The sequence below is a fragment of the uncultured Photobacterium sp. genome (genome assembly GCF_947502415.1).
Classification (GTDB): Bacteria; Pseudomonadota; Gammaproteobacteria; order Enterobacterales; family Vibrionaceae; genus Photobacterium.
Genome location: NZ_CANMZV010000002.1, coordinates 398,795 through 424,458 on the forward strand (window position 1 = coordinate 398,795; position 25,664 = coordinate 424,458).

The window sequence follows — 25,664 nt, forward strand, 5'->3', positions numbered from 1 at the left end:
TTAATATTAAGGGCAATTAGTAATATCTTACAAAGAAAGCCCTTTCTTGAAGGGCCTTACGGATGTTGTTTCTATAACTTCAATTAAAGAGATTGAAAATATTTACCGTTGATGCTGGTGACGGTGAATGTTTGGACTTCCATGCTAGGAGACCAGTAAACGGCATTCCATCCAGCCTTGATTTTCAGATGTCGGATAAAGTCTTTTGGCTTAGGAAGTTGTTCCCAAACCTGTGGTAAAAAAAGTGCCTGACTGTAATTGTCCGAAAGGATAACGCCAACTTTGTTACTTTCTAAGTAATTCAAAAGATCTTGTTCTGATCTGATTTCGAGGGTTTCAGGTTCTGATAAGACAGACACCTCAATCATAAGGTGGTCAAGTTGCTCTTCTGTTAATGGCATAAAGCGCCGGTCCTGATAGGCACTGGCCCGTGCTTTGTTGTGAACATCTAGTACTAGTGGTGAATGTGCGGTGGTTGACCCTAAGCAACCCTGCAGTTGACCATCTACGGTAAGGGTAACGAAACAGGCTCCAGGCCGGATTAGTTTTTTACCATAGAGATCGAGCTGGGGTGGGTGTGATAATTCATCTGAAAAATGGCCGCGTATAGCTTCCCTGGCAATGTCCAGTAGCTGGGTAAGCTCCCCTTTATTCAGGTTCTGAGACGAGGTAACTGACATATCCAACAACTCTCTCCTTGTCGCCGGCGGTATCGCCGGAATTTTTTAGTTCTACACGTTTTAACTGATAATCCCGTTTTTTTGCGAGTAATAGCAATGTATTGATGCCTGTTGAGCCACATGCTTGCTCGGGTTGTAGAGTGGGCTCAAAGTGTTCGATTAAAGAGCAGGTTTTTTTATCTAAAGCTTGCGCTTCGGTGTATGGGTGATAGTGGCTGAGATCGCTGCTTATCACGAGTAGTGTGTTTTCATCCTGCCATAAAGAGTCAATGATTTTCGCTACAGTAACAGGTGAAACTTCACTTGTCAGAATTGGTAACAAGGTGAAACTGTTTAAACAGCGTTGCAGAAAAGGTAGCTGAACTTCAAGGCAGTGCTCAAAGGCGTGTACCTGATCTGAGATTTCAATATCATCTATTTTGCTTAATATTTCAACACTTTGTGTGTCGATAGGGACATTTCCTAACGGAGTAGAAAAATAGTTGACTGCTGGTAGGGCACAGCCTTGGAAAAAAAAGCGGTGACTAGGCCCAATAAGGATCACTTTATTAATACGATCAGCTTGCAACTTCAAGTGCCGATAAGCTTCGGCAGCGATTTCACCTGAATAGATATAACCTGCATGGGGAACGATTAAAGCGCGGATTTGCCCCGAGGTATCCGTCACTGGGTTCAGCCAGTTATCAAGTTGAGATTGCAAGGATTCTGGGGACTTATCATAGAAGCTCCCCGCAACAGCTGGTGGACGAATGTTCATAGAAATCACACGGTTATTTCTAACAATACTATATTTAGTATAGGTACTAATAAAATTGGTGAGAGGTTTTATGCAGCAGCCTCCAAGTGTGTTTAAAACAGAATATTGGCATCGACTTGAGGACGGGAGGGTTATTTGCGATCTCTGCCCTCGCCATTGCCGATTGCGAGAAGGTAAACGCGGAGCTTGTTTTGTTCGTCAGGCACTCGACGGTGAGATTGTGCTGACAAGCTATGGGCGCTCCAGTGGCTTCTGTATTGATCCGATAGAGAAAAAGCCACTTAATCATTTTTACCCTGGCAGTTCAGTGCTTTCGTTTGGTACAGCAGGATGTAACCTTAGTTGTAAATTTTGTCAGAACTGGAGTATTAGTAAGTCCCGTGAGATTGATACTCTGGGAGAAATGGCAATGCCGGAGCAAATTGCTCGGGCGGCACAGCGTTACGGCTGCGAAAGTATAGCTTTCACCTATAATGATCCGGTGATTTTCATGGAGTATGCTGTTGATACAGCTCAAGCGTGTCATGAGCTCGGGATCTTTAGTGTGGCTGTTACTGCCGGATATATATGTGATAAGCCAAGAGTGGAATTCTTCCGTTATATGGATGCAGCAAATGTTGACCTGAAGGCGTTTACAGAACGTTTCTATCATAAAATTTGCAGTGGCCATCTGGCTCCAGTACTCGATACATTGTTGTATTTGTACCATGAAACCGATGTCTGGTTTGAAATCACTACCTTATTGATTCCTGATGAAAATGACAGTAATGCAGAATTGGATGAGCTTACTCGCTGGGTTTACGACAATTTAGGCCCTGATGTACCCATCCACTTTAGTGCTTTCCACCCGGATTTTAAAATGCTCGACAAACCGCATACGCCACCTGAAACCGTTAAGCGGGCAAGGGAAATTGCGCTTAAGAATGGGTTGAACTATGCCTATGTCGGTAATATTTTTGATGAGGCTGGAGACAGCACCTATTGCCCAGGCTGTAAGAAAAAAGTGCTGGTGAGAGATTGGTATAAACTAGGTGAACGGGCACTGAGTGAAGGCGGTGTCTGTGAGTATTGTGGGTATCAGATTGCCGGGCGATTTAATGCACATAAAACCAGTTTTGGTCGTCGGCGGATCCCGGTCAAAATTGCTTAATTCATCACAAGTTGCTTGTCATCCCTTATAGGGCTTGTAATGCGGGGCAGCTTTCTATTATCTTAGCGGGCAATTGAACCTGATTAACTTAATGGAAGTTTATGTCTGACATGACCATTGAACAGCTTGTGGGCTACAAGAACCTAGTGATCACCCAGCCTCGCTGCCCATACTGTGTTAAAGCTAAGCAGCTTTTGGATGACCGTGGTACAGAGTACAGCACTTTGGTACTGGGTACTGATCTTGAGAAAACAACAATGGTTGAGTTTATAGAGCAGGTTACAGGTCAAACTGTTCGGACCGTGCCGCAAATTATTCTTGATAGCCAGTATATCGGTGGCCATGATGATTTGGTTGCGTTTCTTGAGCGTCAGGTAGACGATGAAGAGTTCAGTGACTTTGAGCTATAAACGATTATCTTAAAGAAACGCATTTCTGCTAAAAATGTGACATATCACGAAGTGTAAAGATTCAAAAGATGAGCTAAGGCTCATCTTTTTTTGTTTTATAAAAGTTAAATTCATTATGAGCATAATTGTGTATGTCAGTGTGTTATTTTTATTGAATAAAGCATCAATGTTTTTATAGTCTTGAGTTGGCTTTTGTTCCTTGCTTTAACACATCTCATTGTAAAATAGCTACTTTTTACTACCATTAAACAATATAAAGATAAGAATAAAATCGAAAAATGAGGGACGTAATTTTTATTGATTAGCCATGGAGGAGGCAAAATGTTAGCAGGAAAGAAGTTTTTGCTGATTGACGATTGCAACACCGCTATTTCTTTAATGCGCTCAATGCTCAATATGTCAGGTATTTCGAATGACAATATTGAGAGTACCACGGACAGCCTCAAAGCCCTTCGTCTACTGGCAAGTCATAGCTATGACATCGTGATTTGTGACTACAACATGCGGCACCATATTGATGGAGGTCTAATTTTTGATGAAGTAATACAGCGTAAGCTTCTTTCCAGTGATGGGGTGTTTATTTGTGTTACTGGAGATAATACCCAGCAGGTAGTTTCCCATTTTATTGAGCTGGAACCAGATGATTACCTTATTAAGCCTTTTAGTGCGGCGATATTTATAGGGCGCATTGAGAAGGTGACACAAAGAAAATCTGCTCTGTATCCGTTGTTGTTGGCGATTGATAATAAAGACTATCAAACAGCGATTGGTTTGTGTGAACGGTATAGAGCTGAGACTCCGCAATATAAGGGCTATATAGACAGAATTTACGGTGACTGCTTGCTGCGTTCTGAACAGCATTTGGAAGCAAAGCAATTTTATGAGCAAGCTTGTAAGAGCAATGAGCATGTCTGGCCAAGAATTGGCTTTGGTCAAGCTTTGAAGGGGCTGGGGGAGTTGAAACAAGCTGAGGCTGTATTTGAAGAAATACTGGCAAAACATCCCAAGCAACCATTAGCACGAAAGCACTTGGCGGGCTGTTTGCTCGAGGGGGATAGAATTCCAGAGGCCCTTGAACATTTCCATTTGCTTCATAAGGTGAACTCAGCAAATCCTATGCGCGAACTGATTATTGCTAATCTTTATGCAGCCTTGCAGCAACACGAAAAAGCGGCGATTGGCTATCAACGTTTTATAACGAAGGTTACTGGAACTAATCGTCATAGTTTTGGTGTTTCAGGTAATGTTTCCGTTTCTTTGATGCTTGCCAGCCTTTATACCAATGATAACGATGAGCATGCCGAATTGTTGAAAGAGGCAAGGCATAATATTTATGAGCGAAGTGCACATATTGAAACAGAAAAAGAACGCTATGAAAGTGAAATTAGCTCGCTGACAAGTGTGGCAATTTTGGCTTGCTTGCATGGAGAAATCAGAGATTGTTTTAGCATTGTAGGCCGAATTAATTTGCAAGCTAAGCCTATTGATGATTATTACACGGTACTGAATATTGCCCGTTTGTATGGGTTTTGCGGCATGCCGGATAAATATGAACAGACCATGCAGATAGCTCGAAAGTTATGTGGTGTAGCTGATGATGCTGTTTTGATCCAGACTCAGGTCAAGCTGATGGAAGCCTGCCATGCAGAGATAAATCATAGGTTAAAAGAGGGAGGTAGCCTGGTCGAAAAGGCGTTTGAGATGCGTAGCGATAATAGAGCGATTGACGCGATTGAGTATGCATATCGTGCTTTTCATATGGTGCCTTACCATTACAAGCTGTGCTTTTTGATCCTTGAGTTAACAGCATTGGCGACGCCTTCTTTTATGAGTCCTAAAGAAATTAAAGAGATCATCACGTCTTGTAATTGGGTTTTTCAAAACGATACCCGGCCAAATGGTAATGAGATTGAAAGGGCAAAGGAGCTTTATCGTATGGCAATATCCCGAGTTGAGAAGATGCCGAAAGCGATGGCGACTTGATATGTCTCAGCATCTTTGTGTTACATAATTTTCTGATAATTAAAGATATTTTGATGTTCCTGGGGATCTTGCTGTTATGAAAAGAAAATCGCCGTTATCTTTGCATCAACAGAGATAGCGGCGACTTTTGTCTGATCTATAGAAGGCTTTTGCTGTGATTAATTAGCCATCTTGGCAGAGAACGTCGCTTTTACATTTTGTAAGCGGCTTAGCGCCAAGACAATCATGCAAGGAAGGAACCAACTTGCATGGGCTGTATACAGAGGAAGTGAGTGCTCCAAAGCAGCATGTAGACTTTCCGGCATCTGACCTAAGATACTTAATGCATCAATTCCGCCAAAAACAAAAGCTGTCGTTAACATACCTATGTAGGTGGAAGAAACGGACTTCTTACCTGGGAAAACAAAAGAAGCCAGAACCAGGGCGATAGCGACCGGGCAGAGAACCAAGATAGCAGGTAGGCTGACGGTCAGGATTTGTTCAAGGCCAAAGTTTGCGATAAAACCGGTTAGTACGACGACAATTGCCGCTGTCATTGAAAACGGTGCGTTGAAACTTTGTTTGTAGTATTCAGCACTGGCGTTAGTTAGTCCGACAGTTGTCGTCAGGCATGCCATTACAATGATGGCTGCAAGTAACCACTGACCGTAGGCACCGAATTCACCCGCAACATAACGTGTCAGGATTTCGCCTCCGTTAGCGGCATTGGCGGCAACCGGGGTAGAAGTAGCACCAACATAGCCAATAGCAATGTAACAGCCGGACATAAGCACTGCATAGATTAAGGCAACTTTTAACGATGTTTTTGCAACATCTTTTGGCTCAGTTACGCCTTTGCTGTTGATTGTCTGGATGATCACCCAGCCGAAACCAACTGCCGCGATTGCATCCATGGTCATGTAGCCCTGGATTAAACCCTGAGTTACAGCATTTTGTTGGTAGTCCGCGGTAGGTGCTTGTGGCAAGCCAAGGGGAAAGAATATTGCCGCAAAAGCCAGAGCCAATAGCATCAGGATCAGCATTGGTGTCATAACTTTACCAATGTAATCAACCAGTCGACCTGGTTTAAACGCCAGCAATAGGGTGGTTGCGGAGAATGCTACTGAGAACAGCATCAGGTGATCACTGGTGACAAAAGGCTTTATGCCCATTTCATACGCAACAGTTACCGCTCGAGGCATCCCGAATGCTGGGCCGATGGCGGTGAATAGCAGTACCCAAAAAGTTTTTCCAAGCCAGTTAGGAAGCGGGCGAGTCAAATTCTGGCTACTGCTGATTCGTCCAAGAACGATCAATGTAAATGCTGGTAGCCCGACGGCTGTGATTAGGAAACCAGCCATTGCCTGAAATAAGTGTGTTCCTGCTTCTAAACCTAGAGACGGCGGAAAGATCAAATTGCCGGCACCGAGAAAGAGCGCGAATGTCATTAAGCCTGTGGCAAATAAGTCTTGTGTTTTCACTGCACATGTCCTGTCTTTAATTTATTGGGACCGTCAGTAAGGCTGGAGAGAAAAGAGAAGAAGGGAAAGCGTATCCTCCGTCAGCCTGGCTGACGGAAGTAACCGCCAGCCTAGTTAATAATCACTAGAATAATGGCGATAATAATGTTTGTTGCGCGTGATACAGCACTTTTAAGTACTTTCGGGAAAGTAACAAATTGTCTGGCTGTATGAGTTTGCATAGTAATAATCTAGTCGTTTGTAATGGCAACTCAGTCAACATATAAGTAATTCAATTACTTGTAAATAGTTTTTTGGCAATAAATTTCAATATTATTGTTTCCGACACATTTTAATCCTGCGCGGTCTGAATGCTGTCGATATAATTTTCACGGTACTTTTTTGTCTTATTCGGGTTTTTGTCACTTCGTATTTTGATTTGATTCTACACTGTTAAAACTGGTTATTGCTGGTGAGTAGTGGCATTACAGACTCATATTCAAGGTGGGATAGATGAATAAAAAAAGATTGCTTCCCTATGTTGTAGGTATTTCGTTATTCGGTATCAATGGCGCAGTTAATGCCGCGGGTGGTGGTGGTGTTCTGAGTGATCCCGGGGCTGCAGAAGGAAAACATTTCGATTCGAAAGGCAAGCTGCCGTCAGAGTATACGGTCAAAATACAACAGGCATGGCGGAAATCGTTACCATTTTCGGATAAGCGTGACTTCGATGAAGCCCAAAAAGGATTTATTGCTGCGCCAGATTTTAAACAAATTAAATCTGAAGCCGGGAATGTGGCCTGGGATATGGCCAGTTATGAATGGCTGTTGCAGGATAAGAATTTCGACAGTATTCATCCCTCACTGCAACGGCAAGCAGTTTTAAATATGGCTTATGGCCTTTATGAGGTTTTACCTGACAAGGTTTATCAGGTGCGTGGTTTTGATTTAGCCAATATTAGTTTTATCAAAGGAAAAACGGGCTGGATAATTATTGACCCGTTGACGGCGAAAGAGACTGCTGCCGCAGCATTGAAATTTGTTAATGAAAAGCTGGGTGAGCGCCCGGTGGTAGCGGTTATTTATTCTCATTCTCATGCTGACCATTTCGGCGGCGTTCGCGGTGTGGTGAATGAAGACGACGTGAAAGATGGCAAGGTGAAGATCATTGCTCCTGTCGGTTTTATGGAACATGCCGTGTCTGAAAATGTCTATGCGGGTAATGCCATGAACCGACGCTTGTTTTTCCAATATGGTGTGTTGCTTCCGCGAAGTCCTTTCGGCCATGTTGATCAGTCAATTGGTAAGAATACCGCAGCCGGTACAACAGGCCTTATTCCTCCGACTGTTTATATCAAAGATGATATCGAAGAGATGACAGTCGATGGGGTGAAAATGGTATTCCAGAATACGCCGGGTACTGAGGCACCGGCCGAGATGAATACGTATTTCCCTGAATGGAAGACGTTCTGGGCCGCCGAGAATATTACCGGTACGGTCCATAATATTTATACCCTTCGAGGAGCGCTGGTGCGTGATGCGCTGGAATGGTCGAAGCAAATTAATAAAGCACTTTATATGTTCGGTCAGGAGGCTGAGGTCATGTTTGCTTCCCATAGCTGGCCACGTTGGGGTAACGAGCGTATCCAGGAAGTGATGCGTTCTCAGCGAGATATTTATGCCAACCTCAACAACGAAGTACTCCACCTGGCTAATCAGGGGGTGACGATTAATGAAATTCATAACCAGTACAAGCCACCAAAAAGTTTGCAGCAGCAGTGGTCGGCACATAGTTACCATGGTTCAGAGCAGCATAATAGTCGGGCTGTAATCAATCGTTACCTTGGCTATTGGGATGGCAATCCGGCCACCTTGATCCCGGCATCACCACGAGATTCGGCACCTCTGTTTGTTGATATGATGGGGGGCGCTAACAAGATCATTCAGAAGGGACAGGAGCTGTATAACAAAGGTGACTACCTGATGGCTTCTGAAATTCTTAATAAGCTGGTTTATGGGGAGCCGGGAAACCAAAAAGCGAAGGATTTGCTGGCTGATGTGTTTGAGCAAATTGGCTATCAGCAGGAAAGTCCGAGTGTTCGTAATAGTTTTCTGGCTGCTGCTTATGAGTTGCGACAGGGAATTCCATCGGGGGCGATACCGAAAACATCTGGGCCGGATATGATCAAGGCGATGTCGACCAGCTTGTGGTTGGATTTTCTGGCGATTCGTTTGGAGAGTGAACAGGCTGATGGCATACAGTTTGTCATTAATCTGGTTACTCCGGACAATGATGAGAAATATGTTGTTGAATTGAGCAATGCAACTCTGACGAATATTGAAGGCTTTGAGGCTGAAAACCCTGATCTGACGATTACGATAAATCGCTCAGATCTTGAAGCTGTGATGATGGGGGCTAATTCCTTAGATGAACAGATAGAGAAAGGGAAAGCAAAACTGGATGGGGATAAGAAGCCGCTTGACCAGTTAAAGTCGATGCTGGCGACGTTTACGCCAGATTTTGAACTCATGCCGGGAACGAAAAAAGGAGCGTCCGGTAAGTCAGATATGAATACCTTTGCCCAACCTGAACTTGGAAAAACTGACGGTGGCTAAAGCTGATAATGTGACGTTGATTAAAAAGAGAGCCTAAGTTGGCTCCTTTTTTGATTTATGTGGCTAACGTTATGATAAATTGATGGTTTATCTATTTGGTTAGGAACTTTATGCGGCAGCTTCCTGCTGAACTTCCATCCCGAATCTTACAATAGAGACGGGAATTTCATACGTTAAAGACATCGATCAGGCCGCAATACTTGTGCTGATTATTTACAATCGAAATAATTCTCTAAATGTCGCTAAAATGTAGACCTTTGTTGTGCTGTAAGGCTGCCATCATCCATTACGCTTTATATAAAACGTAATAGTTCAGGGTGACAGCGTGAAAATTGCTTTTTTTGGTGAGTGCATGATCGAACTTAGCGGTCAGCCTTTGCAGCGTACCTTTGGAGGCGATACCTTGAATACCGCATTGTATTTGTCTCGTTTAGGGGGTTCTCGTGAGCTAGTTGTCAGTTACGCGACAGCACTGGGTATCGACAAGATCAGCCATGACATGATGGAGTCGTGGCAAGCAGAACAGATTGATACTCAAATGGTGCGCAAGTTGGAGAACAAGTTGCCGGGGTTATATCTGGTGGAAACTGAGCCAAATGGTGAGCGGCATATCCATTATTGGCGTAATGATAGCGCAGCGAAATTCTATTTTTCGGCTGACTATTCTCCACTAGAGCAGGCTATCGATGAAAACAGGATTGATGGCTTATATATCAGCGGGATCAGTCTTGCTATTTTGGCTGAAGAGTCTAAGGCTATTTTGATCACTTTGCTCGAGAAACATAAAAAAAACGGCGGTAAACTTTTTTTTTATAATAACTTTCGGTCTCAGCTTTGGACGTCAAAGCAAGCGCAATACTGGTATTCCCAAGTGTTGCCTTTTGCCGATATTGCTCTCAGTAGCGAAGAAGATGATCGTTTAGTCTGGGGTGATATTGATGTTGTCGAACATTACCGTCAATTAGGGTGTCATGAAGTTGTTGTCAGGCAAGGGCGGGAATCTTGTAAGGTGGCTACCAGGCTTCAAACTCTGCAACCTGATTACTTCTATGTTGTGGCTAATCAACCTGAACGGGTTGTTGATCCGTGTGCCATAGGTGATGCGTTTGCCGCGGGGTATCTGGCCTCAAGGTTGGACGGTGGTACTGGGAGTGCTGCTGCGGAGTTGGGTCATCAATTGGCCTCGATCGTTATTCAGCATCCGGGGGCGATTATTCCGTCCGGTGCAATGAAAGAATTAATGTAATTAAAGGAACTAAAGTCAATGTCTCAACCGTTATTAGACAAATTGAAAGCATTCAAAGTTATTCCTGTTATACAAATAAATAATGTTGAGCGAGCGGTGCCGTTGGCGAAAACCTTAGTGGAAAATGGATTGCCGGTGGCCGAAGTGACTTTCAGAACGGAGGGGGCAGCGGAAGCTATTCGTCGGATGCGAGAAGCTTATCCTGAGATGTGTATCGGTGCGGGAACTGTACTGAATGCAGAGCAGGTTGACAGGGCCAAAGCTGCTGGTGCGGAATTTATTGTTGCTCCCGGCCTTAACCCTAATACGGTCAGGTACTGCCAGCAGCAAAATATTCCCATGGTGCCAGGAGTCAATAATCCCAGCCAGATTGAGCAGGCATTGGAGCTGGGGCTGACCTTTTTAAAGTTTTTTCCTGCTGAAGCATCTGGTGGGATTAACATGATAAAGGCGTTGCTTGCCCCCTATGTGGATGTTTCTATGATGCCCACCGGCGGCATTGGTAAGGCGAATGTGCGCGATTACCTGGCGATAGACAGAGTGGTCTGTTGTGGCGGAACGTGGATGGTTTCTCCGGCTTTGATCGAATCTGCTGACTGGGATGGAATAGGCCGTTTGGTACACGAGGCTGTAGAGTTGGTGAATCAGTAAGTTTAGGAACACACCCCTTATGATTGATGCTGGTTGACAAGGCTACTTTGTATTTACTTAGTGGCTTTTTTATCATCTTGGTAAGAAAAAGAACTTCGCTCATAATTGAGAATAAAGAGATTTTGCGAATTTCACATGATTGCTCAGCAATATTGATGGGATTTTCGAGCTACACTGGATAGTTATCATTTCTAATAAAGCAAATTTAGTGATGTATATTGGATGAGAATAGTACATGAAGTTCCTAAAAATAGCCTTGCTGTTTGTTATTTAAGCAAATGACGGTAATTGTTGTATTTTACAGTTGACTCACCGACGTCAATCCGTAGAATGCACACCATACCGCAGCGGATAATACCGTTTCGGTTGTGATTTTCAGAGGCGCGTTGGCAGAGTGGCTATGCAGCGGATTGCAAATCCGTGGACCTCGGTTCGACTCCGGGACGCGCCTCCATAAGATATTAAGATATGGCTTTTTAGCGGTATCGAAGATGGTGTCTGACTTTTCAGTTAACAGCATCGCAATCCAGAATTGCGTGCCCTGGTGGTGGAATTGGTAGACACAAGGGATTTAAAATCCCTCGACGTTCGCGTTGTGCCGGTTCAAGTCCGGCCCGGGGCACCATCTCATTTAAAAGGCTTACCGAAAGGTAAGCCTTTTTTTGTTTTGGGCAATTAAAATTACTAAGTTTGGTATTAGTGCCGACAAATAAAAAAGGCTATCAAGTGATAGCCTTCAATGCCTTAACCACAAAATATGATTAGAACTTATATGATGCGCCAAGGTAGAAGGAGCCTACCGTTACGTCGTAGGTGCGATTATTTGAAAATAATCTTTGTTCTTCAATGCCAAACAAATCACCTTCGTAGGCAACTCGAACGTTTAGTCCCGGTGCGAAGTTCGGTGAGTATTCAAGACCTAGTCCGTAATGGATCGCTGTTCCATCATCACCGTCAAGAGCTTCGTAAGACTGGTTTAGGTCAATAGCTGATAGGCCGACAATGCCAAATGGACGCAGGCCGCTGTTGAAGGTGTAACCGACATTGGCTGATACAGAAATTGATGTAGGATCAATTGTGTAGTTTGTTTTTTTAGCTTCGATTTTACCATAAGAGGTATAAGCCGCTTCGATACCAATAACTTTGTTGAACTGGTAACCGGTGTAGAACTTGAAGCTATTATCTTTTTCTTCGAAAGAGGTGAGGTGGCTAGCGCCCCATCCGTCATCTTCAAATGTGGTGCTACCAGCACCAGCACCTAGATAAAAACCGCGAACATCCTGAGTTGCTGCAACTGAGCTAGCCGACGCCAGTAGAAATGGAATTAAACAAATAACTTTTTTCATTTTTTCTTATCCTTGGATATAAACTGCTGCTTTAAAAGTAAAAAAGCGCTGTTCATTATATTTGCAGAGTTGATGAAAGTCATTGTATATGTGGTGTGAATGATTTGCCTGATTGTTTTTTATCCATATCTGTTTTGTAATGATTTTCAAGCTTGTTTATGAGTGGAAGTTTTTCAGTTAATCAAGTGCCAACATGAAGCCAGAAAGCTGCTTTCCTGCCAAATTGATAAGTATTTCATTTGTGTGTAATGTTAAATTAATGTGGCTGTTTCATGGCAAGGATTGGCAATGAAATTGAACTGTGATATGGGTGAGAGCTTTGGTGCCTGGCAAATGGGGCACGATCAGGTTGTAATGCCATGGATTGATATGGCGAATATAGCCTGTGGATTTCATGCGTCGGATCCTGATGTAATGGCACAAACCGTTGCCTGGGCGCTGTCTCATCAGGTTGAAATTGGCGCTCACCCTGGTTATGACGATAAAGCGGGGTTCGGGCGTCGGAGTATTCCTCATTCAATGGCGGCTATTACCCAGCTGGTGGCTTATCAGGCCGGGGCTTTGGATGCAATTTGTCAGCTTCAGGGGGGACAGATTAGTTATATCAAGCCTCATGGCGCGCTTTATAACGATATGATGGCCAGTGAGTCAGTTTTTGAAGCTACAGTTGAAGCTGTTTCCGGGTTAAACAGAAATCGCCATTTAGCCCTGAAGTTGATGATATTGGCAAAATCGGATAACAACGGTTATCAACAGATTGCTGAGCATTATAAGGTAGAGCTTTTGTATGAAGCGTTTGCCGATCGAGCTTATGACGATGCAGGTTTACTTGTGCCGCGTAGCCAGCCAGGAGCTGTCTATCAGGAATTTGAAAGGATCAAGCAACAGGTTACCGAGTTAGTACGAGGTCAGGTGACAACAATTTCTGGCAACAAACTCTATCTGGCTGCTGATACTGTTTGTGTCCATGGCGATAACAAGGCGTCGATTGCCACGATTGAAGCCCTTCATAAGGTGCTTAATCCATGATTCGTGTCGAACCGGTTTCGGAGACCAGTTTGATTGTTTATCTAGGGGAGCATATCGATATTCGGCTGACCCCACAGATAAGCTTGCTGGCCCAGTATTTAAAAGCGTATTTTTCCCCATTTTTGGTTGAGGTGATTCCGTCGTATACCTCGGTTTTTTTGCAGTATCATCCTTGTAAAATCAATTATCAAACGCTCAAGAGTGCTATTTTACAGTTTGCGGATAGCCTGAGTGAAAGGCAAAACCACAGTATGCCTTCTAATAACCGTCAGTTGATTGTTTTGCCTGTTTATTATCATCATGAGGTTGGCCCAGATTTGTCAGCGGTTGCCCAGCTGCATCAATTAACCCCTGAGCAGGTTATCGCAAATCATAGTCAGACTACTTATACGGTTTGTGCGATTGGTTTTGCGCCGGGCTTTGCATTCCTTGCTTCTGTTGACCCTTTAATCGCAACTCCGCGTCATGTTGAGCCTCGAGTTAGGCTCCCGGCAGGAAGTGTTGGAATTGCCAATGAGCAAACTGCTGTTTATCCCGCAGACTCTCCAGGAGGGTGGCAGATAATCGGAAACTGCCCGATGTCGCTGTTTTCTCCTGATGACACCCTAATGAGCCCATTTCAAGTCGGAGATAAAGTTAAGTTTCAGCCGATCGATAAGGAGCAGTTTGAACAGTTGGGAGGAAGTATTTGGCCACATTGGAAGTAATTCAGCCGGGAATGCTGACTTTGATTCAGGATGTTGGCCGATTAGGTGTTGGCGGGCAGGGGCTGAGTCAAGGTGGAGCTATGGATCTGCATGCCTACTGCTGGTCAAATTATCTTGTTGGCAATGAAATGGATTGCCCGCAGCTTGAAATTACCTTAGGTCAGGCCCAGTTTGAAGCGCATGGCGATATGGTTTGTGCTATAGCTGGCGCCGATATGGCTGCTACTCTGGATGGTATGCCGATAGCACCGTGGCAAAGCTTTTTAGTCAAAGATGGTCAAGTGATTAAGTTTCATCACTCTCGTGAAGGGTTGCGTGCTTATTTAGCAGTAAAAGGCGGTTTTAATGTGCCTAAGGTGTTGGGTAGCTCCTCAACGGTGGTTCGAAATGGTGTTGGGGGCGTCAAGCCGGGTATGCCATTGCAAAAAGGAGACTGTTTAGTAGTGAGGAACGGTGTGGATTTGTTGCCGGAGAAATGTTTTAAATCATTAATTACACCGGCTCGATTCATCCCTGATTACCGCCAGCAGCTTCAACTTAGGGTGATTGAATCTTACCAATGTGATCATTTTTTGAAGGCGTCGAAACAGCATTTCTACCAAGGTGTTTATAAAGTCACGCAGCAAACCGATCGGATGGGTTGCAGGTTTGAAGGGCCAAAGGTTCTAGGTGGTAGTAATGGTATTATCTCTGAGGGGATTGCTTATGGAGCGATTCAGATCCCGCCTAATGGCCAGCCTATTGTGTTGCTCAATGACCGCCAGACACTGGGAGGCTACCCTAAGCTTGGCTGTATCGCCCGAATTGATATGTCGAGGCTTGCACAGGCTCGGCCTGGACAGGAAGTTCAGTTTATTAAAGGAAATATGGATGACTTGCTTCAGCAATGGCTTATTTTTTCACGTTTTTTTGCATTGCCGTTTTAGCTGGGGGGTAGATGATGTATATCTTTGGCTACGGAAGTTTGATTAATAGCCATTCACGACAGTTAACCGGACAAACGGGAAAGGCCTTACCTGTGATTGTAAATGGCCTGCAGCGCCATTGGGGGAAAGTTGATGGTCGCTACAGAATTTCTCCCCTTGTCGCAGTAGAGGGTGAAGGATGTTGTAATGGTGTACTTGTCAATATTCACGAAGATGTACTGTCTCGGTTTGATTGTCGTGAAAAGGGCTATCGGAGAATAGAGCTGGATCCTGATAATCTTGTTGCATATGTTGAGGTATCAAGGACTGAACCTATCTGGGCTTATGTCAGAACGAATCCTGCACCTCCCTGTAACGAAAAACCGATAATGCAGACTTATGTTGATACTGTTTTAGCTGGTTGCTTGTCGATTTCGGAGCAATTTGCCGAAACATTTGTTGAAACCACCAAGGGCTGGCATCATCCACTGGAAAATGATCGTCATCAGCCAAAGTACGGGAATAGGGCGGGAATTTCGCAGGCTCATTTGGAGCTGATCGATAGGTTGATTACGAAGACCCGTAGTTCAGAGTGATTTAAGAGATAATGGCAAAACCCAATAAAAAAGGACCGACTAAAACGGTTGATATCTTTTGTAGTGGCTGTAAAACCCAATTGTTTAAATATCGTAAAGGAGGCAAGGGGGCGCTGGTTAAGTGTTTTAAGGAAAGGATCAGCCGGGATTATACGCAGGAATCATGTGTTTGCCCTGGATGCAATGCTGTGTTTGCCCGCGACACTTTGGTTCGTGGTACGCCTGCTTATAAGATTATTGGCGGTAAGGCCATCATGAAGTAGTGCTGTATACTTAGCTAACCTCAGGACGCAGGGAAAAAGCGTCAATTGAGCTGGGCGAATTGCGTAGGGCATTGGATATCGCTGTTTTTCAATACTGCTTTTAGATCGAGGATCTTGCGTTTATATGTCGCTTTTACCAGTTGGTAGTCGATCTCAGGAGCAAACCACATTACCAATTTTCGATCATTTTTTCTTACTTGTTCGACTCTGAAAGTCTGAAGTTTACCAAATCGGGTGTTAATTTTTTCTTTCCTTTTCACTTCAAAATAGTAATGGTCTACATCATTGCTATCTTGCAGTTTAAAATTGAATGCTGTTTTCCCTTCAATGAGGTTATGCCTGATTTGGCTGCCAACAGCGTCTCCATCCATGATCGGCAGATCATGACTACTGAAGGTGGCGGTTGAACCGTTGTTATTTATTGATGAGCGGCGGCCATCCGAACTGAATGTTGCCGAGATTGTACCAGCCATCAAGCCGGTAATTTTTCGACTAAAAGACTGGGTTAAAAAAGAGTTTTGTTGTTCAGACCAGTAGACTCGACTCTGCTGTCTGAGCTTGCTTTTAGCGACCAGCATTTTGATTTTACTGTATGAGTAAACTTCCAGATTATTGTCTTGCCATTTTAACGTACGTGTTAAATGGCCAATTTTATGCTGGCTGAGATAGATATCATATGTGAATGCCTTCGTACATTGATGAAAGGCCGGTGATGACGTGGCCAAAAGAACGGTTGAATACGATAAGGCACCGATAGACAAAATTATAACTGTGGAGAGTTTTTTCACCGAGCCTCCGCAAAAAAATCTTAGCTCACACTAATACGTTAGCAGTGTGTACGGGATCACGCAAAAATGTCCTTAATAGGGATTGTTGTTCGGAGTGGGTCTAGGGTTGAGGAAGTTTGCAGGCTGTTTAATGCAGCCTGCTGATGAGATTATTTCAGTAAGCGTTTTAATATTTTACCCGTTGCGGTCATTGGCAGGGTATCGACAATTTCGACCTGGCGCGGGTATTTATAGTCAGCCAGTCGCTCACGTCCCCATGCAACAAACGCTTTGCTTGCTGTGTTTACCCCATCTTTGGTTATGATGAAGGCTTTGACTTCTTCTCCATAGGTTTTATGCGGTACTCCAACCACCGCCACCATGTGTACATCTGGGTGGGTCATGAAGGTTTCCTCGATATCGCGAGGGTAGATGTTGTAGCCTCCTCGGATAATGACTTCTTTTAGTCGGTCGACTACGTAAACATAACCATCTTCATCCATACGCACGATATCACCGGTATGAAGCCAACCGTCGACAACCGTTTTGGCTGTTTCTTCCGTTTTTTTGTAGTAGCCCTTCATAACGTTATGGCCGCGGATTAGTAGTTCGCCTTCTTTACCTTGAGGGAGGGTGTTACCTTTGTCGTCAACAACCTTCATGGTAACGCCGGGCAGAGGCTGGCCAATACTGCCAGGCTTACGTTCATATTCAAGGTGGTTAAATGCGGCAACCGGAGATGATTCAGACAGACCATAGCCTTCGATAACCGGCACGTTAAGTTTGGCTTCAAATTGCTTCAGGATTTCTACCGGCATTGAAGCACCGCCTGAAATTGCGACCTTCAAGTTAGCAGCAATATCTTTGATAAACTCGCCACCGTGTTTTTCGGCAAACGCAAGCAGGCCGATAAACATGGTCGGCACGCCTGCAAGATGAGTCACTTTATGTTGGTGCATTTGTTGTAACACTGTTTTAGGTACAAAACGCGGGATCAAAACCAATGCACTTCCGGCAAGAATAGAGGTATTCATGATCAGTGACTGACCAAAAGTATGGAAGAGAGGTAGAATGGCAATACTGACGTCAGTGCCTTTTTGGTTAGTCAGAGCCTGACAAGCCTGTGCGTTACATAGCATGTTACTCTGGCTGAGTTCGGCACCTTTTGCCCGGCCGGTTGTTCCTGAAGTATACAGGATGACGCAGGTATCTTCGGCTTTGCGGTAAACTGCATCGAAATGGTTATCAGAAGATTCCAGCCATTGGTTAAAATTGTGGGCATCCTCCGGAGCAGGACTGTCGTTCCCTTCTGACTCTATTAAGATGAAATGCTGACAGCTTTCAGTTTCGCAGAAGCCTTGGTAGCCGTATTGACCAGAAGGCAATGCGCTGTTGCCCTGGAAGCAAATGAGAGCAACGGCATCGGAGTCATCAAGGTGGTAGGCAACCTCAGGGCCTTTCAGCATAACATTTAAGGGAACAGTTACGGCTCCGATTTTTTGAATCGCGTAGTAGCCAATGACAAAGGCAGGAGTATTGGGGCAGGAAATTGCTACTTTCTCGTCAGGTTTGATGCCTAGTTTTACCAGTTGATTTGCAACTCGGTTGACCATCTCATTGAGCTCTCGATAACTGATGGTCTGATCGTGAAAAATGATGGCAGTGTCATTGCGACGGAAAGTGGCATTGCGCTCTAGGTTTGTAGCAAGGTTATACATAGTAATTTGTTCTTATATTTGTGCTGCAATGGCTGGTTGAATTGCAGAAGGCTCTGGCTTTTAAGTGTGGTAATGAAGATAAAAATATTAAAGTTTTTTTTCAATATAAATAATTATTTTTTAAAGGATATTTGTATCTGGTCATGTATCCGTTTAAAGGTAATAAAATTGTCAAAAATTAACGCACTGATTTTAAGGTTATTTTGCCAAAGCTCAGATAATTGTAATTGTGACTGTTTGATGGCGGAAATTTGACGATTTGCTTACTCACTCCTATTTTTTGTTACTGGGTTAACTGAGAGAGGTTAGGTGTGATGAAAAAAATGAATTCGGCATATCGTCTGCAGATCATTAAAGAAGTAGCGACTAGACGGCGTTTGGCGGAACGCGGAGATCCGATGGCGTGTCATATATCTCAGTTACTCGATGAACAAAACCATAAGTTACCGATCCCAGATAAACAATTTAATGGCTGTCACTATGATGAGAATGTTGGTGGATGGGTGAGTAATTTCTGGGACACTAAGTAAATGAAAACCAATTACGGTTTTTAAATCAGGCCATTCTTAGAATGAGTCTTTAAAGAGGGAGCTGACCTTGGTCGAGAGTGCTGAGCTAAGTTGGCTCCTGACAATTTTAATGCGTAGGGAATAATCTAAGTGTCGGAAATATAATGTGACTTATGATTATTTGTTTTCAATAGGGCGTGAATACTGGAACAAAGTGATCGACTAAGGTACATTGCCCCGTCAATGTAATATTAGGTCGACGAATGAACTACGTAGAGTTGGATAGTTATTCCCGCAAGTGGATTTTCACTCATGCATCTATGCCTGTCGAGGCAGACGATTTAGCGCAAATCAAACCATTTACCCAAGCTCGTTCTGCTCAGATTTGGCGAGAGCATATCAGTAGTCAGAGCCCGGATGCAGATCATTTTGAAAAGGGTGATTGGGCATTCGACAAGAATATCTGGTCGGAGTCGATTGATTGGCAGCAGGCCTGGGATAGCGATGATGATGAGAATTTACCTTCAGAAATTCTCGAACTCATTGACTGGGAAGACAACACGACGATTTTCTTCTGTTACGAGAAATACAATGTCATCGAGACCAAGTGGGGCGTATTTAAGCGAAACTGGAAGAACTTTCTGTTTTTTGATGATGGACCTATGCTAATTGGCCGCAAGAAGAAACAGGTGCTGTGGTTTAATTCAAATGGTACATATAAGTACGCAAACCGTAGCTAAGCTCCTTGCTGATAATGGGGTAACGGCTTCCACTGTGGAATGACGTTACCCATTTGGTATGACTATTATCTGAATTGATTAAATTCCCGCATTTGCCCTTTTCCTGACAGCTTTGCTTCGTACATTGCTTCATCTGCCCGCTGCAGAACCTCATCTGCATTTTGACTGTCTCCCGCCATAGCGTAATAGCAGCCAATACTAGCGTTAAGATGGATTTTTTCTTTTCCCAGATTGATGGGATCCATTATCCGCGACAAAATCCTTTGACAAGTATGTTCTGTGTCTGCCTGGCTCTTGACCGGATTGATAATGGCAATGAATTCATCGCCAGCAAGCCGGGCAATTAGATCGTTTTCCCTTATGGTGCGTTTAAGTCGTTCAGCAGTAATTTGTAGGGCTTTGTCTCCGGTTTCATGCCCGTACTTGTCATTGATGGATTTAAAGTCATCAAGATCTACAAAGAGTACGGCAAAAGTGTTGGGATTATTCTTCTGCTCGGCTAGATGATGTTTGAGTTCTATATGTAGCTTGCTTCTATTAGGTAAGTTGGTCAGTGTATCGTGTGTTGCAAGGTGTTCAAGTTGCTGCATTTTTTTGATTGAACGTAGATCAGAGGCCACGATAACGGTTTGGACTTTCTTGTTGCTGTTGTCCTGAATTGTGTTAATTCTGATAAGCATTGGAATACTTGAGCCGTCTTTGTGCTTTTGCTGCATTTCTCCCTGCCAGTGGTTATTTTTTTTCAGGGTTTGTTGAATCGATTCTTCAAGCTGACTGTATTCATCGGTATCAGCCAGTTTATGGAAATGCTGGCCGATAATTTCTTCTTTTGAGTAACCGGTGATTTGGCTGAAGGCAGGGTTGACCATAGTTATGACACCAGAATCATCCATCACCAGAATGGCATCTTGACTGTAGTCAAAAATGTTATCGGCTGCTTTTTGCTGTTTTTCCTTGTACTGAGAGAGCGGTTTAATCAGCCAGGAAAGTAATTGATGGATGAAAAGGGTACTGAGAATAAACAGGCCAAGCATCAGAAGCAGGCTGAGTTTGAAGTGATTGTGCTGCATCTGCTTCAATGCTGTTAAAGAAACTGCGATGTACATATAACCGATTGTTTGCTCTTTCAGTTCAACCGGTACTTTCATATAGAGCATCTCCGCACCAAAGGCGTAGCCTTGTTGCGCAAGTTGTTCAGTATCTTTTAGTTCAGGTGGAATAAACGCAATTTCCTTGTTTATATATTGGCTGAAAACTTGGTGATCGGTGAATTCAAGTTTTACCCGCGCAATAAGGGGATCTGCTTTGAACGCGGATAAAATTTCTTTGGCTAAAATACTATCATCAAAAAGCATTGCTGCGTCCAGATTCCGACTAACGCCGTTGGCAAGTACTTGTGTTCGGGTCAGTAGGTGTTCTTGCTCAATGCTCAGATAGACTTGGTGGGTAATGAGCTTAATTGTGATAAACGCAATCATGATGAAGCTCATTACTGAAATAGTCAGCCGTTGGTTCAGTGTTAGGCGGTTTAGCCATCTAATCATTGTTGTCTCCTGTATGAACGGTATGGCGTAGGGCTATTCTTAGTAATTGTGAGCTAACTGTCAGCTGCCCTCTTTCTACGTTGTTTATTTCGATGGCTGGTTTTACTTGATTGTTTATAGAGCGAAGCTCAATCATGCCACCTTGGTCGAGAAAGTTTGCGCTACTGCTGACAGTCAATACTTTTGCGTATTGGGGGATTCGCTGCAGTTTTCGCATTTTACGTTCCGTTAGGTAGAGGATTTCGCATTGGCTGCTTGCTTCGCTCAAATTATTTAGAGATGTAAAGCTGGCCTGATAACCGGGTAGTTGCTTTTCTTTTATGAGGTGTGACAGTGTGATGCTGACGTTGTCTCTTCCCAAGCTACAAAATTGGATTTTTGAAAGCTTTTCAGGCCAATGGACAAAGTTAGCAAAGTGATGGACGTAAACGGCTCTGATTTTGTAGTCTGCATAGTTAGCGAGGTTTGGTTGGGCCGCTACTGCTTTTGGCAATGTTATTAAGCTCAGACAGCAGGCAATAGCCAAGCAGCCAATTTCAGGTAACTGGCTATAGCAAAGCTTCCTTAGCAGAGCCCAAAAGTTTTCTGCTCTGGGATCTTGGTGGCTGAAAACTGTCGGGAACTGAAACATCGCTTTCATAGGAAGTCCCAGGATGCACGTAAGTAGGCCGTTTCTTCTATTTTGGCTTTCCCCGGTTGATCTTCATAACTGTCTTCACCGATTGCATCTATCACTAATTCAATTTTTGGCCAGTTTGGTTTTTCATGCCAGGCAAGCCGCATATCTAATGTACTGACTGACGGGGCATCGAATGGTTGGTTACCGTCTGAAAATGTGACGCCTGAATTCACAGCACTTTTGTATTTGAACCAAAGATCCAGTTGCCAGGCCGGCGAAATATCCCATTGGGAATGAATGGATACTAAATGGTTGGGTTGATGCTTATACTTGGCTGGATAGCCGCCAAAGATATCCGTTTCACAGGTTGCGGATCCCTGGCATTTGGTTTCGGTATTGATAAAGCTGTAGCTTGTATTTAATCGAAGGTTTTTCCATGGGCTCCAGTCGACAGCTAGTTCTAATCCATAGCTATCAGCATTGAGTTGGTCAGTGTAATGAGATGATTGGATAAATAATGAACCAGGTACTTGGCTATCATCTAGACATTGACCATATCTGCAGTAGAAAAAAGAGTCTGTCATCATTCGCAAATGTTTATAACGGCTGTAGAACACTGTGCTGCCGATATATAGTGAAGCTGCAGGTGAATAGCGATGACCCATATCCAGCGTGACGACAGATTCATTTTTTAAGTTTTCATCACCAAAAGTAAACTTTAACAATGGGTAATAACCTAAAGTATCCTCATTTACAGGTTGCAGTGTGGGCTTGAATAAATAGTGGTCTGTTGTTGAATCAACAATGGATGGTGTCACTACGGCTCGACCGATACCAGCCCAGAATTTATGTCGTTTCGAGTGTGCATAAACGATACGGGCCTGCGGCTGAAGCTCAGTGCTGTTGTTTAGGGTAAAGTGCTCTACCTTGGTACCCAGTGTGGTGGTGATGCTGTCAGATATTCTAGATTCAAGCTGTAAGTAATGGTTGTAAATGTAATCGCTGTTATTAGTATCCCAGCTTATGCGTCCCCACAGAGGAAGCTGTGTATGACTTGAGTTTGGGTAAGAGGCTGTATGGCGGTGGATCATACGGACCCCTCCGCCAGCAGTTAACTCGTGGGCCGAATTTAACTCTGTTCGCACAAGGCTTTCAATATCAAGGGTGTAAAATTCGCTAGCGGATGAGGGTTCTACACTCGAATTGGCATCCCCCCACAGGCTGATTTCATATTCTGTCTGACTTAGCTGCTTTGCCCAGTCAAGGCTGATATAGCCGCCACGGGAATAGTCATCCAATTCATATGGTGATAGATGAAATGAATCAAGAGTTTTGTTATAGCTAATCACCAACCAGTTATGTTCTGATTTGTTATGATAGCCTCCGGCCTCGAAGGTCATTTGCGTATTGGAGTTTAGGTAATCAGCCCTTAAACCGGCATTATAGCTTTTCCATTTGTCATCATTAAATGTGTAGTAGTTTGATTTAACCCCTTTGGCATAGATTCTTGCTGTGGTGGTTTCAGATAGTGTCAGACCGTAGCGGTAGTTGAATTCGCGGTATTCGTGCTCACCAGCACTTACTTCCAGGTAGCTTCCCTGAGTGTCCCGGCTATGTTTAGTGATTATGTTTACTACGCCGTTTGCGGCATTGCCACCCCACATTGTTCCTGCTGTCCCGCGGATGATTTCGATACGCTCTATGTCTGCCATTAGCGTATCGACCGTATCCCAGAATGTTCCTGACATTAATGGACTAAAAACGGTTCTGCCATCAACCATGACAAGCAGTTTATTAAATAATATTTCGTTGAGTCCACGTAATGATACTTGCCAGTTATATTCGCTAATTTTGGTTACTTGTATTCCCGGAGCAAGTGCAAGTGCTTCGGCAACAGAGCGTGCTCCGCTACGCCGGATTTGTTTGTTGGAGATAACATAGACAGCGCCGGGAACGGTAGAAAGTGCCTGTTCTTTTCTGGCAGCAGATGTCACTGTCATATTCGTGACTGAGAGATCTTCAATGCTCATTGCCAGCAAAGTATCCAGTTCGTCTGCTGTTACTGATAATGAGAATAGTGTTACAACAGAAACGAAATATATTTTGCAGTAATGATGCAAGAAAGACTTAATATTTATTTGGCTATTCAAAACGTTCAAAAAGGTGGGCTAAAATTAGTTCAACTATACGCCAATAGTAGCACCAATCTCAAAAAAGTGAATAATTTCATTGGTTTGTACCGCGTGATTGGTTTTGTGTGTTTATTTTTCAGTGGGATGAATATATTTGTTTATTGTTGTTTTGGAATACCTTGTTTTAAATGTTTTTCATATTATTGATAGTAGATATACAATGCGAGATGTGTGCCGTTCTTTTGTGAATGAATGATGGGGATAAGAGTCAAAAATAACTTGGTTAAAATTGCCTTTAATTTTATTAAATATCATTTAGGAATAATGTTATTTTGTTTTGAAGTGTTTTTCCCTCATTTTTTCACACTAATTTCGTAGTGATGCCATGAGTTGCATTATTTTTTTTGTTCCCATCTCCATATTATGACTGGATGAGTGGACAGAGCTCCCTGATGAAATGAAAGGTTGGTGAAGTGGTTCGCCTAAGGTGACGAAGATGCGGGCTCCAAGGTTGCCTGTCTTGATCTCCAGTGGTAAGGGGGAGGGTTGTAATATGCCCATTTGGCGGGAGTGTAGCTGATTTCCGTTAACATACACATTGCCTGAACGAATATAGACAAATCCAGATGTTTGTCTTTTGTCGGGTTCAAAGAACCAAGCACCATATGGGGCAATCATAATATCTAAGTACGTAATTGGAATACTGTAATTAACTGGGCTGGTCACATTGTTGTAACTACCGATAAGTATTTTGGTAGTTGTATCGGCTTCTTCGACCAGCGGAATGTTAGCTGCGGCAATATTGATACTGGATGCATTGGCCATTTCCGGATCACCAGCAGGTAGTGCTGTCCACAAACTGAATGATTCAACTAATCCGTTATTAGGTCGCATTGTATCTTTGTGAATGACCCCGTTGCCTGAGGTCATAACATGGATATCACCGCTTGCCAGAGTGACATGGCTGCCTGCTGAATCTAGATGTCTGAGTCGCCCTGCGACAGGGTAACTTATTGCGTCGATGCCAGAATGACCGTGATAGTCCAAGCCAGCAGAGAGTAATACTTCTTTGGCTTTAAAGTGATCCCAAAGTACAAACGGGTCAAGTTCAGAGATGTTTTCTTCGGTAATGAAGGCCGTAATGGCTCCCGTTTTCTGTCCGTAGCGGATTTTATTTATCTTTTTTGTATTTCTCATGACCCAATACCAGCTTTTTGATGTTCCGATGTGCCCCGACAATTCAATTATAGGCAGCGGTTCACATAAAAATTGCGAGCCTTCAAGGCTGTTATATTGATTAAATCTTAGACCTTGGAAGTTAAATTACTCAAGGAAGAATCATCATAAAAAAGACAAATTTATGGGGTGAAATACTGTGTTGCGGTCAGGGTGAGATCGCGAACGTTTATTGAGCAATTCAAACCGATTTGACCCGTAAATCTGTTTATGATCTTATACTCCCTTTTGCGGAGTCATACAGTGAGCATCGACGTTTTCACCCAGCATTTTTCTACCATCGAAGACCCTCGTCAATCAGCCAAGATTAGCTATCCATTATTTGATGTATTGTTCCTCACCATTTGTGCTGTTATTGCGGGTTGCGAGGGCTGGGAAGAAATTGAAGATTTTGGTGTTAGTCGCTCTGATTGGTTGAAAGAAAAAGGCTTATTTAACGACGGCTTGCCTGTTCATGACACTATCGCTCGTATTGTGTCATGCATCGAGCCATGTCAGTTACAGCGTTGCTTTGTCAGCTGGATGCGTTCTGTTTCCAAGACCTTTGATGGTGAAGTTATTGCGATCGATGGTAAGACTCTTCGTGGCTCCTACAACCGAGATGATCGCAGATCAACAATT

24 protein-coding genes and 2 tRNA genes are annotated in these 25,664 nt (G+C 43.6%); 16 read left to right on the forward strand and 10 right to left on the reverse strand.

The window, feature by feature from the left end; translation table 11 throughout:
* Window positions 1–83: 83 nt before the first annotated feature.
* Entirely contained in the window at window positions 84–680 is a 597-nt protein-coding gene (gene amrA, locus Q0852_RS04095) for an AmmeMemoRadiSam system protein A (RefSeq protein ID WP_299014323.1), read from the reverse strand.
* Window positions 649–1,437 (reverse strand): AmmeMemoRadiSam system protein B, encoded by a 789-nt coding sequence (gene amrB, locus Q0852_RS04100; RefSeq protein WP_299014218.1) that lies wholly within the window; start codon window positions 1,435–1,437, stop codon window positions 649–651. The genes amrA and amrB overlap by 32 nt, the downstream gene beginning before the upstream one ends.
* A gap of 70 nt (window positions 1,438–1,507) precedes the next feature.
* On the opposite strand from amrB, the gene amrS reads away from it, so the two are divergent.
* From amrS to Q0852_RS04115, 3 genes are all read left to right on the forward strand, one after another.
* Window positions 1,508–2,587 carry an AmmeMemoRadiSam system radical SAM enzyme gene (gene amrS, locus Q0852_RS04105; RefSeq protein ID WP_299014220.1) on the forward strand — a complete coding sequence of 360 codons (1,080 nt, stop codon included), beginning with the start codon at window positions 1,508–1,510 and terminating at the stop codon, window positions 2,585–2,587.
* Window positions 2,588–2,688: 101 nt separating this feature from the next.
* Window positions 2,689–2,997 carry a glutaredoxin domain-containing protein gene (locus Q0852_RS04110; protein WP_299014223.1) on the forward strand — a complete coding sequence of 103 codons (309 nt, stop codon included), beginning with the start codon at window positions 2,689–2,691 and terminating at the stop codon, window positions 2,995–2,997.
* A gap of 321 nt (window positions 2,998–3,318) precedes the next feature.
* On the forward strand, window positions 3,319–4,980 hold the full coding sequence (locus Q0852_RS04115; RefSeq protein ID WP_299014225.1) for a response regulator: 1,662 nt from the start codon (window positions 3,319–3,321) through the stop codon (window positions 4,978–4,980).
* A gap of 158 nt (window positions 4,981–5,138) precedes the next feature.
* Here Q0852_RS04115 and brnQ read toward each other — a convergent pair whose 3' ends face one another.
* Window positions 5,139–6,440 (reverse strand): branched-chain amino acid transport system II carrier protein, encoded by a 1,302-nt coding sequence (brnQ, locus tag Q0852_RS04120; RefSeq protein WP_299014227.1) that lies wholly within the window; start codon window positions 6,438–6,440, stop codon window positions 5,139–5,141.
* A 492-nt stretch (window positions 6,441–6,932) separates the two neighbouring features.
* Here brnQ and Q0852_RS04125 point away from each other — a divergent pair, with 492 nt between their 5' ends.
* The 5 genes from Q0852_RS04125 (at window position 6,933) to Q0852_RS04145 (ending at window position 11,557) form a co-directional block, all read left to right on the forward strand.
* Window positions 6,933–9,035, forward strand: coding sequence for an alkyl sulfatase dimerization domain-containing protein (locus Q0852_RS04125; RefSeq protein ID WP_299014229.1), 2,103 nt, complete (start codon window positions 6,933–6,935; stop codon window positions 9,033–9,035).
* A 325-nt stretch (window positions 9,036–9,360) separates the two neighbouring features.
* Window positions 9,361–10,281 carry a sugar kinase gene (locus tag Q0852_RS04130; RefSeq protein ID WP_299014231.1) on the forward strand — a complete coding sequence of 307 codons (921 nt, stop codon included), beginning with the start codon at window positions 9,361–9,363 and terminating at the stop codon, window positions 10,279–10,281.
* An 18-nt stretch (window positions 10,282–10,299) separates the two neighbouring features.
* On the forward strand, window positions 10,300–10,932 hold the full coding sequence (locus Q0852_RS04135) for a bifunctional 4-hydroxy-2-oxoglutarate aldolase/2-dehydro-3-deoxy-phosphogluconate aldolase (protein ID WP_299014234.1): 633 nt from the start codon (window positions 10,300–10,302) through the stop codon (window positions 10,930–10,932).
* A 380-nt stretch (window positions 10,933–11,312) separates the two neighbouring features.
* Window positions 11,313–11,386 (forward strand) — tRNA-Cys (locus tag Q0852_RS04140).
* Window positions 11,387–11,470: 84 nt separating this feature from the next.
* A tRNA-Leu gene (locus Q0852_RS04145) sits at window positions 11,471–11,557 on the forward strand.
* 136 nt (window positions 11,558–11,693) lie between these two features.
* On the opposite strand, the gene Q0852_RS04150 is transcribed toward Q0852_RS04145, so the two are convergent.
* On the reverse strand, window positions 11,694–12,278 hold the full coding sequence (locus Q0852_RS04150; RefSeq protein ID WP_299014236.1) for a porin family protein: 585 nt from the start codon (window positions 12,276–12,278) through the stop codon (window positions 11,694–11,696).
* Between the two features lie 288 nt (window positions 12,279–12,566).
* Here Q0852_RS04150 and Q0852_RS04155 point away from each other — a divergent pair, with 288 nt between their 5' ends.
* Genes Q0852_RS04155 through Q0852_RS04175 form a run of 5 tightly spaced genes read left to right on the forward strand, consistent with a single transcriptional unit; the run spans window position 12,567 to window position 15,778 of the window.
* A complete protein-coding gene (locus tag Q0852_RS04155; protein ID WP_299014238.1) occupies window positions 12,567–13,307 on the forward strand; it encodes a 5-oxoprolinase subunit PxpA in 741 nt (246 codons plus the stop codon).
* A complete protein-coding gene (gene pxpB / locus Q0852_RS04160) occupies window positions 13,304–14,014 on the forward strand; it encodes a 5-oxoprolinase subunit PxpB (RefSeq protein WP_299014240.1) in 711 nt (236 codons plus the stop codon). The genes Q0852_RS04155 and pxpB overlap by 4 nt, the downstream gene beginning before the upstream one ends.
* Entirely contained in the window at window positions 13,996–14,940 is a 945-nt protein-coding gene (locus Q0852_RS04165; RefSeq protein ID WP_299014243.1) for a biotin-dependent carboxyltransferase family protein, read from the forward strand. The genes pxpB and Q0852_RS04165 overlap by 19 nt, the downstream gene beginning before the upstream one ends.
* A gap of 14 nt (window positions 14,941–14,954) precedes the next feature.
* Window positions 14,955–15,515: a gamma-glutamylcyclotransferase family protein gene (locus Q0852_RS04170; protein WP_299014326.1), complete on the forward strand. Its 561-nt coding sequence runs from the start codon at window positions 14,955–14,957 to the stop codon at window positions 15,513–15,515.
* A gap of 11 nt (window positions 15,516–15,526) precedes the next feature.
* Entirely contained in the window at window positions 15,527–15,778 is a 252-nt protein-coding gene (locus Q0852_RS04175) for a hypothetical protein (RefSeq protein WP_299014246.1), read from the forward strand.
* 41 nt (window positions 15,779–15,819) lie between these two features.
* On the opposite strand, the gene Q0852_RS04180 is transcribed toward Q0852_RS04175, so the two are convergent.
* The gene (locus Q0852_RS04180; protein WP_299014249.1) at window positions 15,820–16,566 is read right to left on the reverse strand and encodes a DUF3108 domain-containing protein; all 747 of its coding nucleotides are present in this window, start codon (window positions 16,564–16,566) and stop codon (window positions 15,820–15,822) included.
* Window positions 16,567–16,715: 149 nt separating this feature from the next.
* Window positions 16,716–18,263, reverse strand: coding sequence for a long-chain fatty acid--CoA ligase (locus Q0852_RS04185; RefSeq protein ID WP_299014252.1), 1,548 nt, complete (start codon window positions 18,261–18,263; stop codon window positions 16,716–16,718).
* A gap of 314 nt (window positions 18,264–18,577) precedes the next feature.
* Here Q0852_RS04185 and Q0852_RS04190 point away from each other — a divergent pair, with 314 nt between their 5' ends.
* Both Q0852_RS04190 and Q0852_RS04195 read left to right on the forward strand, forming a co-directional pair.
* The gene (locus tag Q0852_RS04190) at window positions 18,578–18,793 is read left to right on the forward strand and encodes a hypothetical protein (RefSeq protein WP_299014255.1); all 216 of its coding nucleotides are present in this window, start codon (window positions 18,578–18,580) and stop codon (window positions 18,791–18,793) included.
* A 242-nt stretch (window positions 18,794–19,035) separates the two neighbouring features.
* On the forward strand, window positions 19,036–19,512 hold the full coding sequence (locus Q0852_RS04195; RefSeq protein WP_299014258.1) for a DUF2947 domain-containing protein: 477 nt from the start codon (window positions 19,036–19,038) through the stop codon (window positions 19,510–19,512).
* A gap of 65 nt (window positions 19,513–19,577) precedes the next feature.
* On the opposite strand, the gene Q0852_RS04200 is transcribed toward Q0852_RS04195, so the two are convergent.
* The 4 genes from Q0852_RS04200 to Q0852_RS04215 form a co-directional block, all read right to left on the reverse strand.
* Entirely contained in the window at window positions 19,578–21,056 is a 1,479-nt protein-coding gene (locus Q0852_RS04200; protein ID WP_299014261.1) for a diguanylate cyclase, read from the reverse strand.
* A complete protein-coding gene (locus tag Q0852_RS04205) occupies window positions 21,049–21,696 on the reverse strand; it encodes a YfiR family protein (protein WP_299014264.1) in 648 nt (215 codons plus the stop codon). The genes Q0852_RS04200 and Q0852_RS04205 overlap by 8 nt, the downstream gene beginning before the upstream one ends.
* The gene (locus Q0852_RS04210) at window positions 21,693–23,705 is read right to left on the reverse strand and encodes a TonB-dependent siderophore receptor (RefSeq protein ID WP_299014267.1); all 2,013 of its coding nucleotides are present in this window, start codon (window positions 23,703–23,705) and stop codon (window positions 21,693–21,695) included. Before Q0852_RS04210 ends, Q0852_RS04205 begins: the two co-directional genes overlap by 4 nt.
* Before the next feature lie 468 nt (window positions 23,706–24,173).
* Complete coding sequence (locus Q0852_RS04215) at window positions 24,174–25,004, reverse strand: pirin family protein (protein ID WP_299014270.1); 831 nt, start codon at window positions 25,002–25,004, stop codon at window positions 24,174–24,176.
* Window positions 25,005–25,286: 282 nt separating this feature from the next.
* Between Q0852_RS04215 and Q0852_RS04220 the strand changes: the two genes are divergently transcribed.
* On the forward strand, window positions 25,287–25,664 hold a 378-nt coding region (locus Q0852_RS04220), incomplete at its 3' end, for an ISAs1 family transposase (protein WP_299014273.1).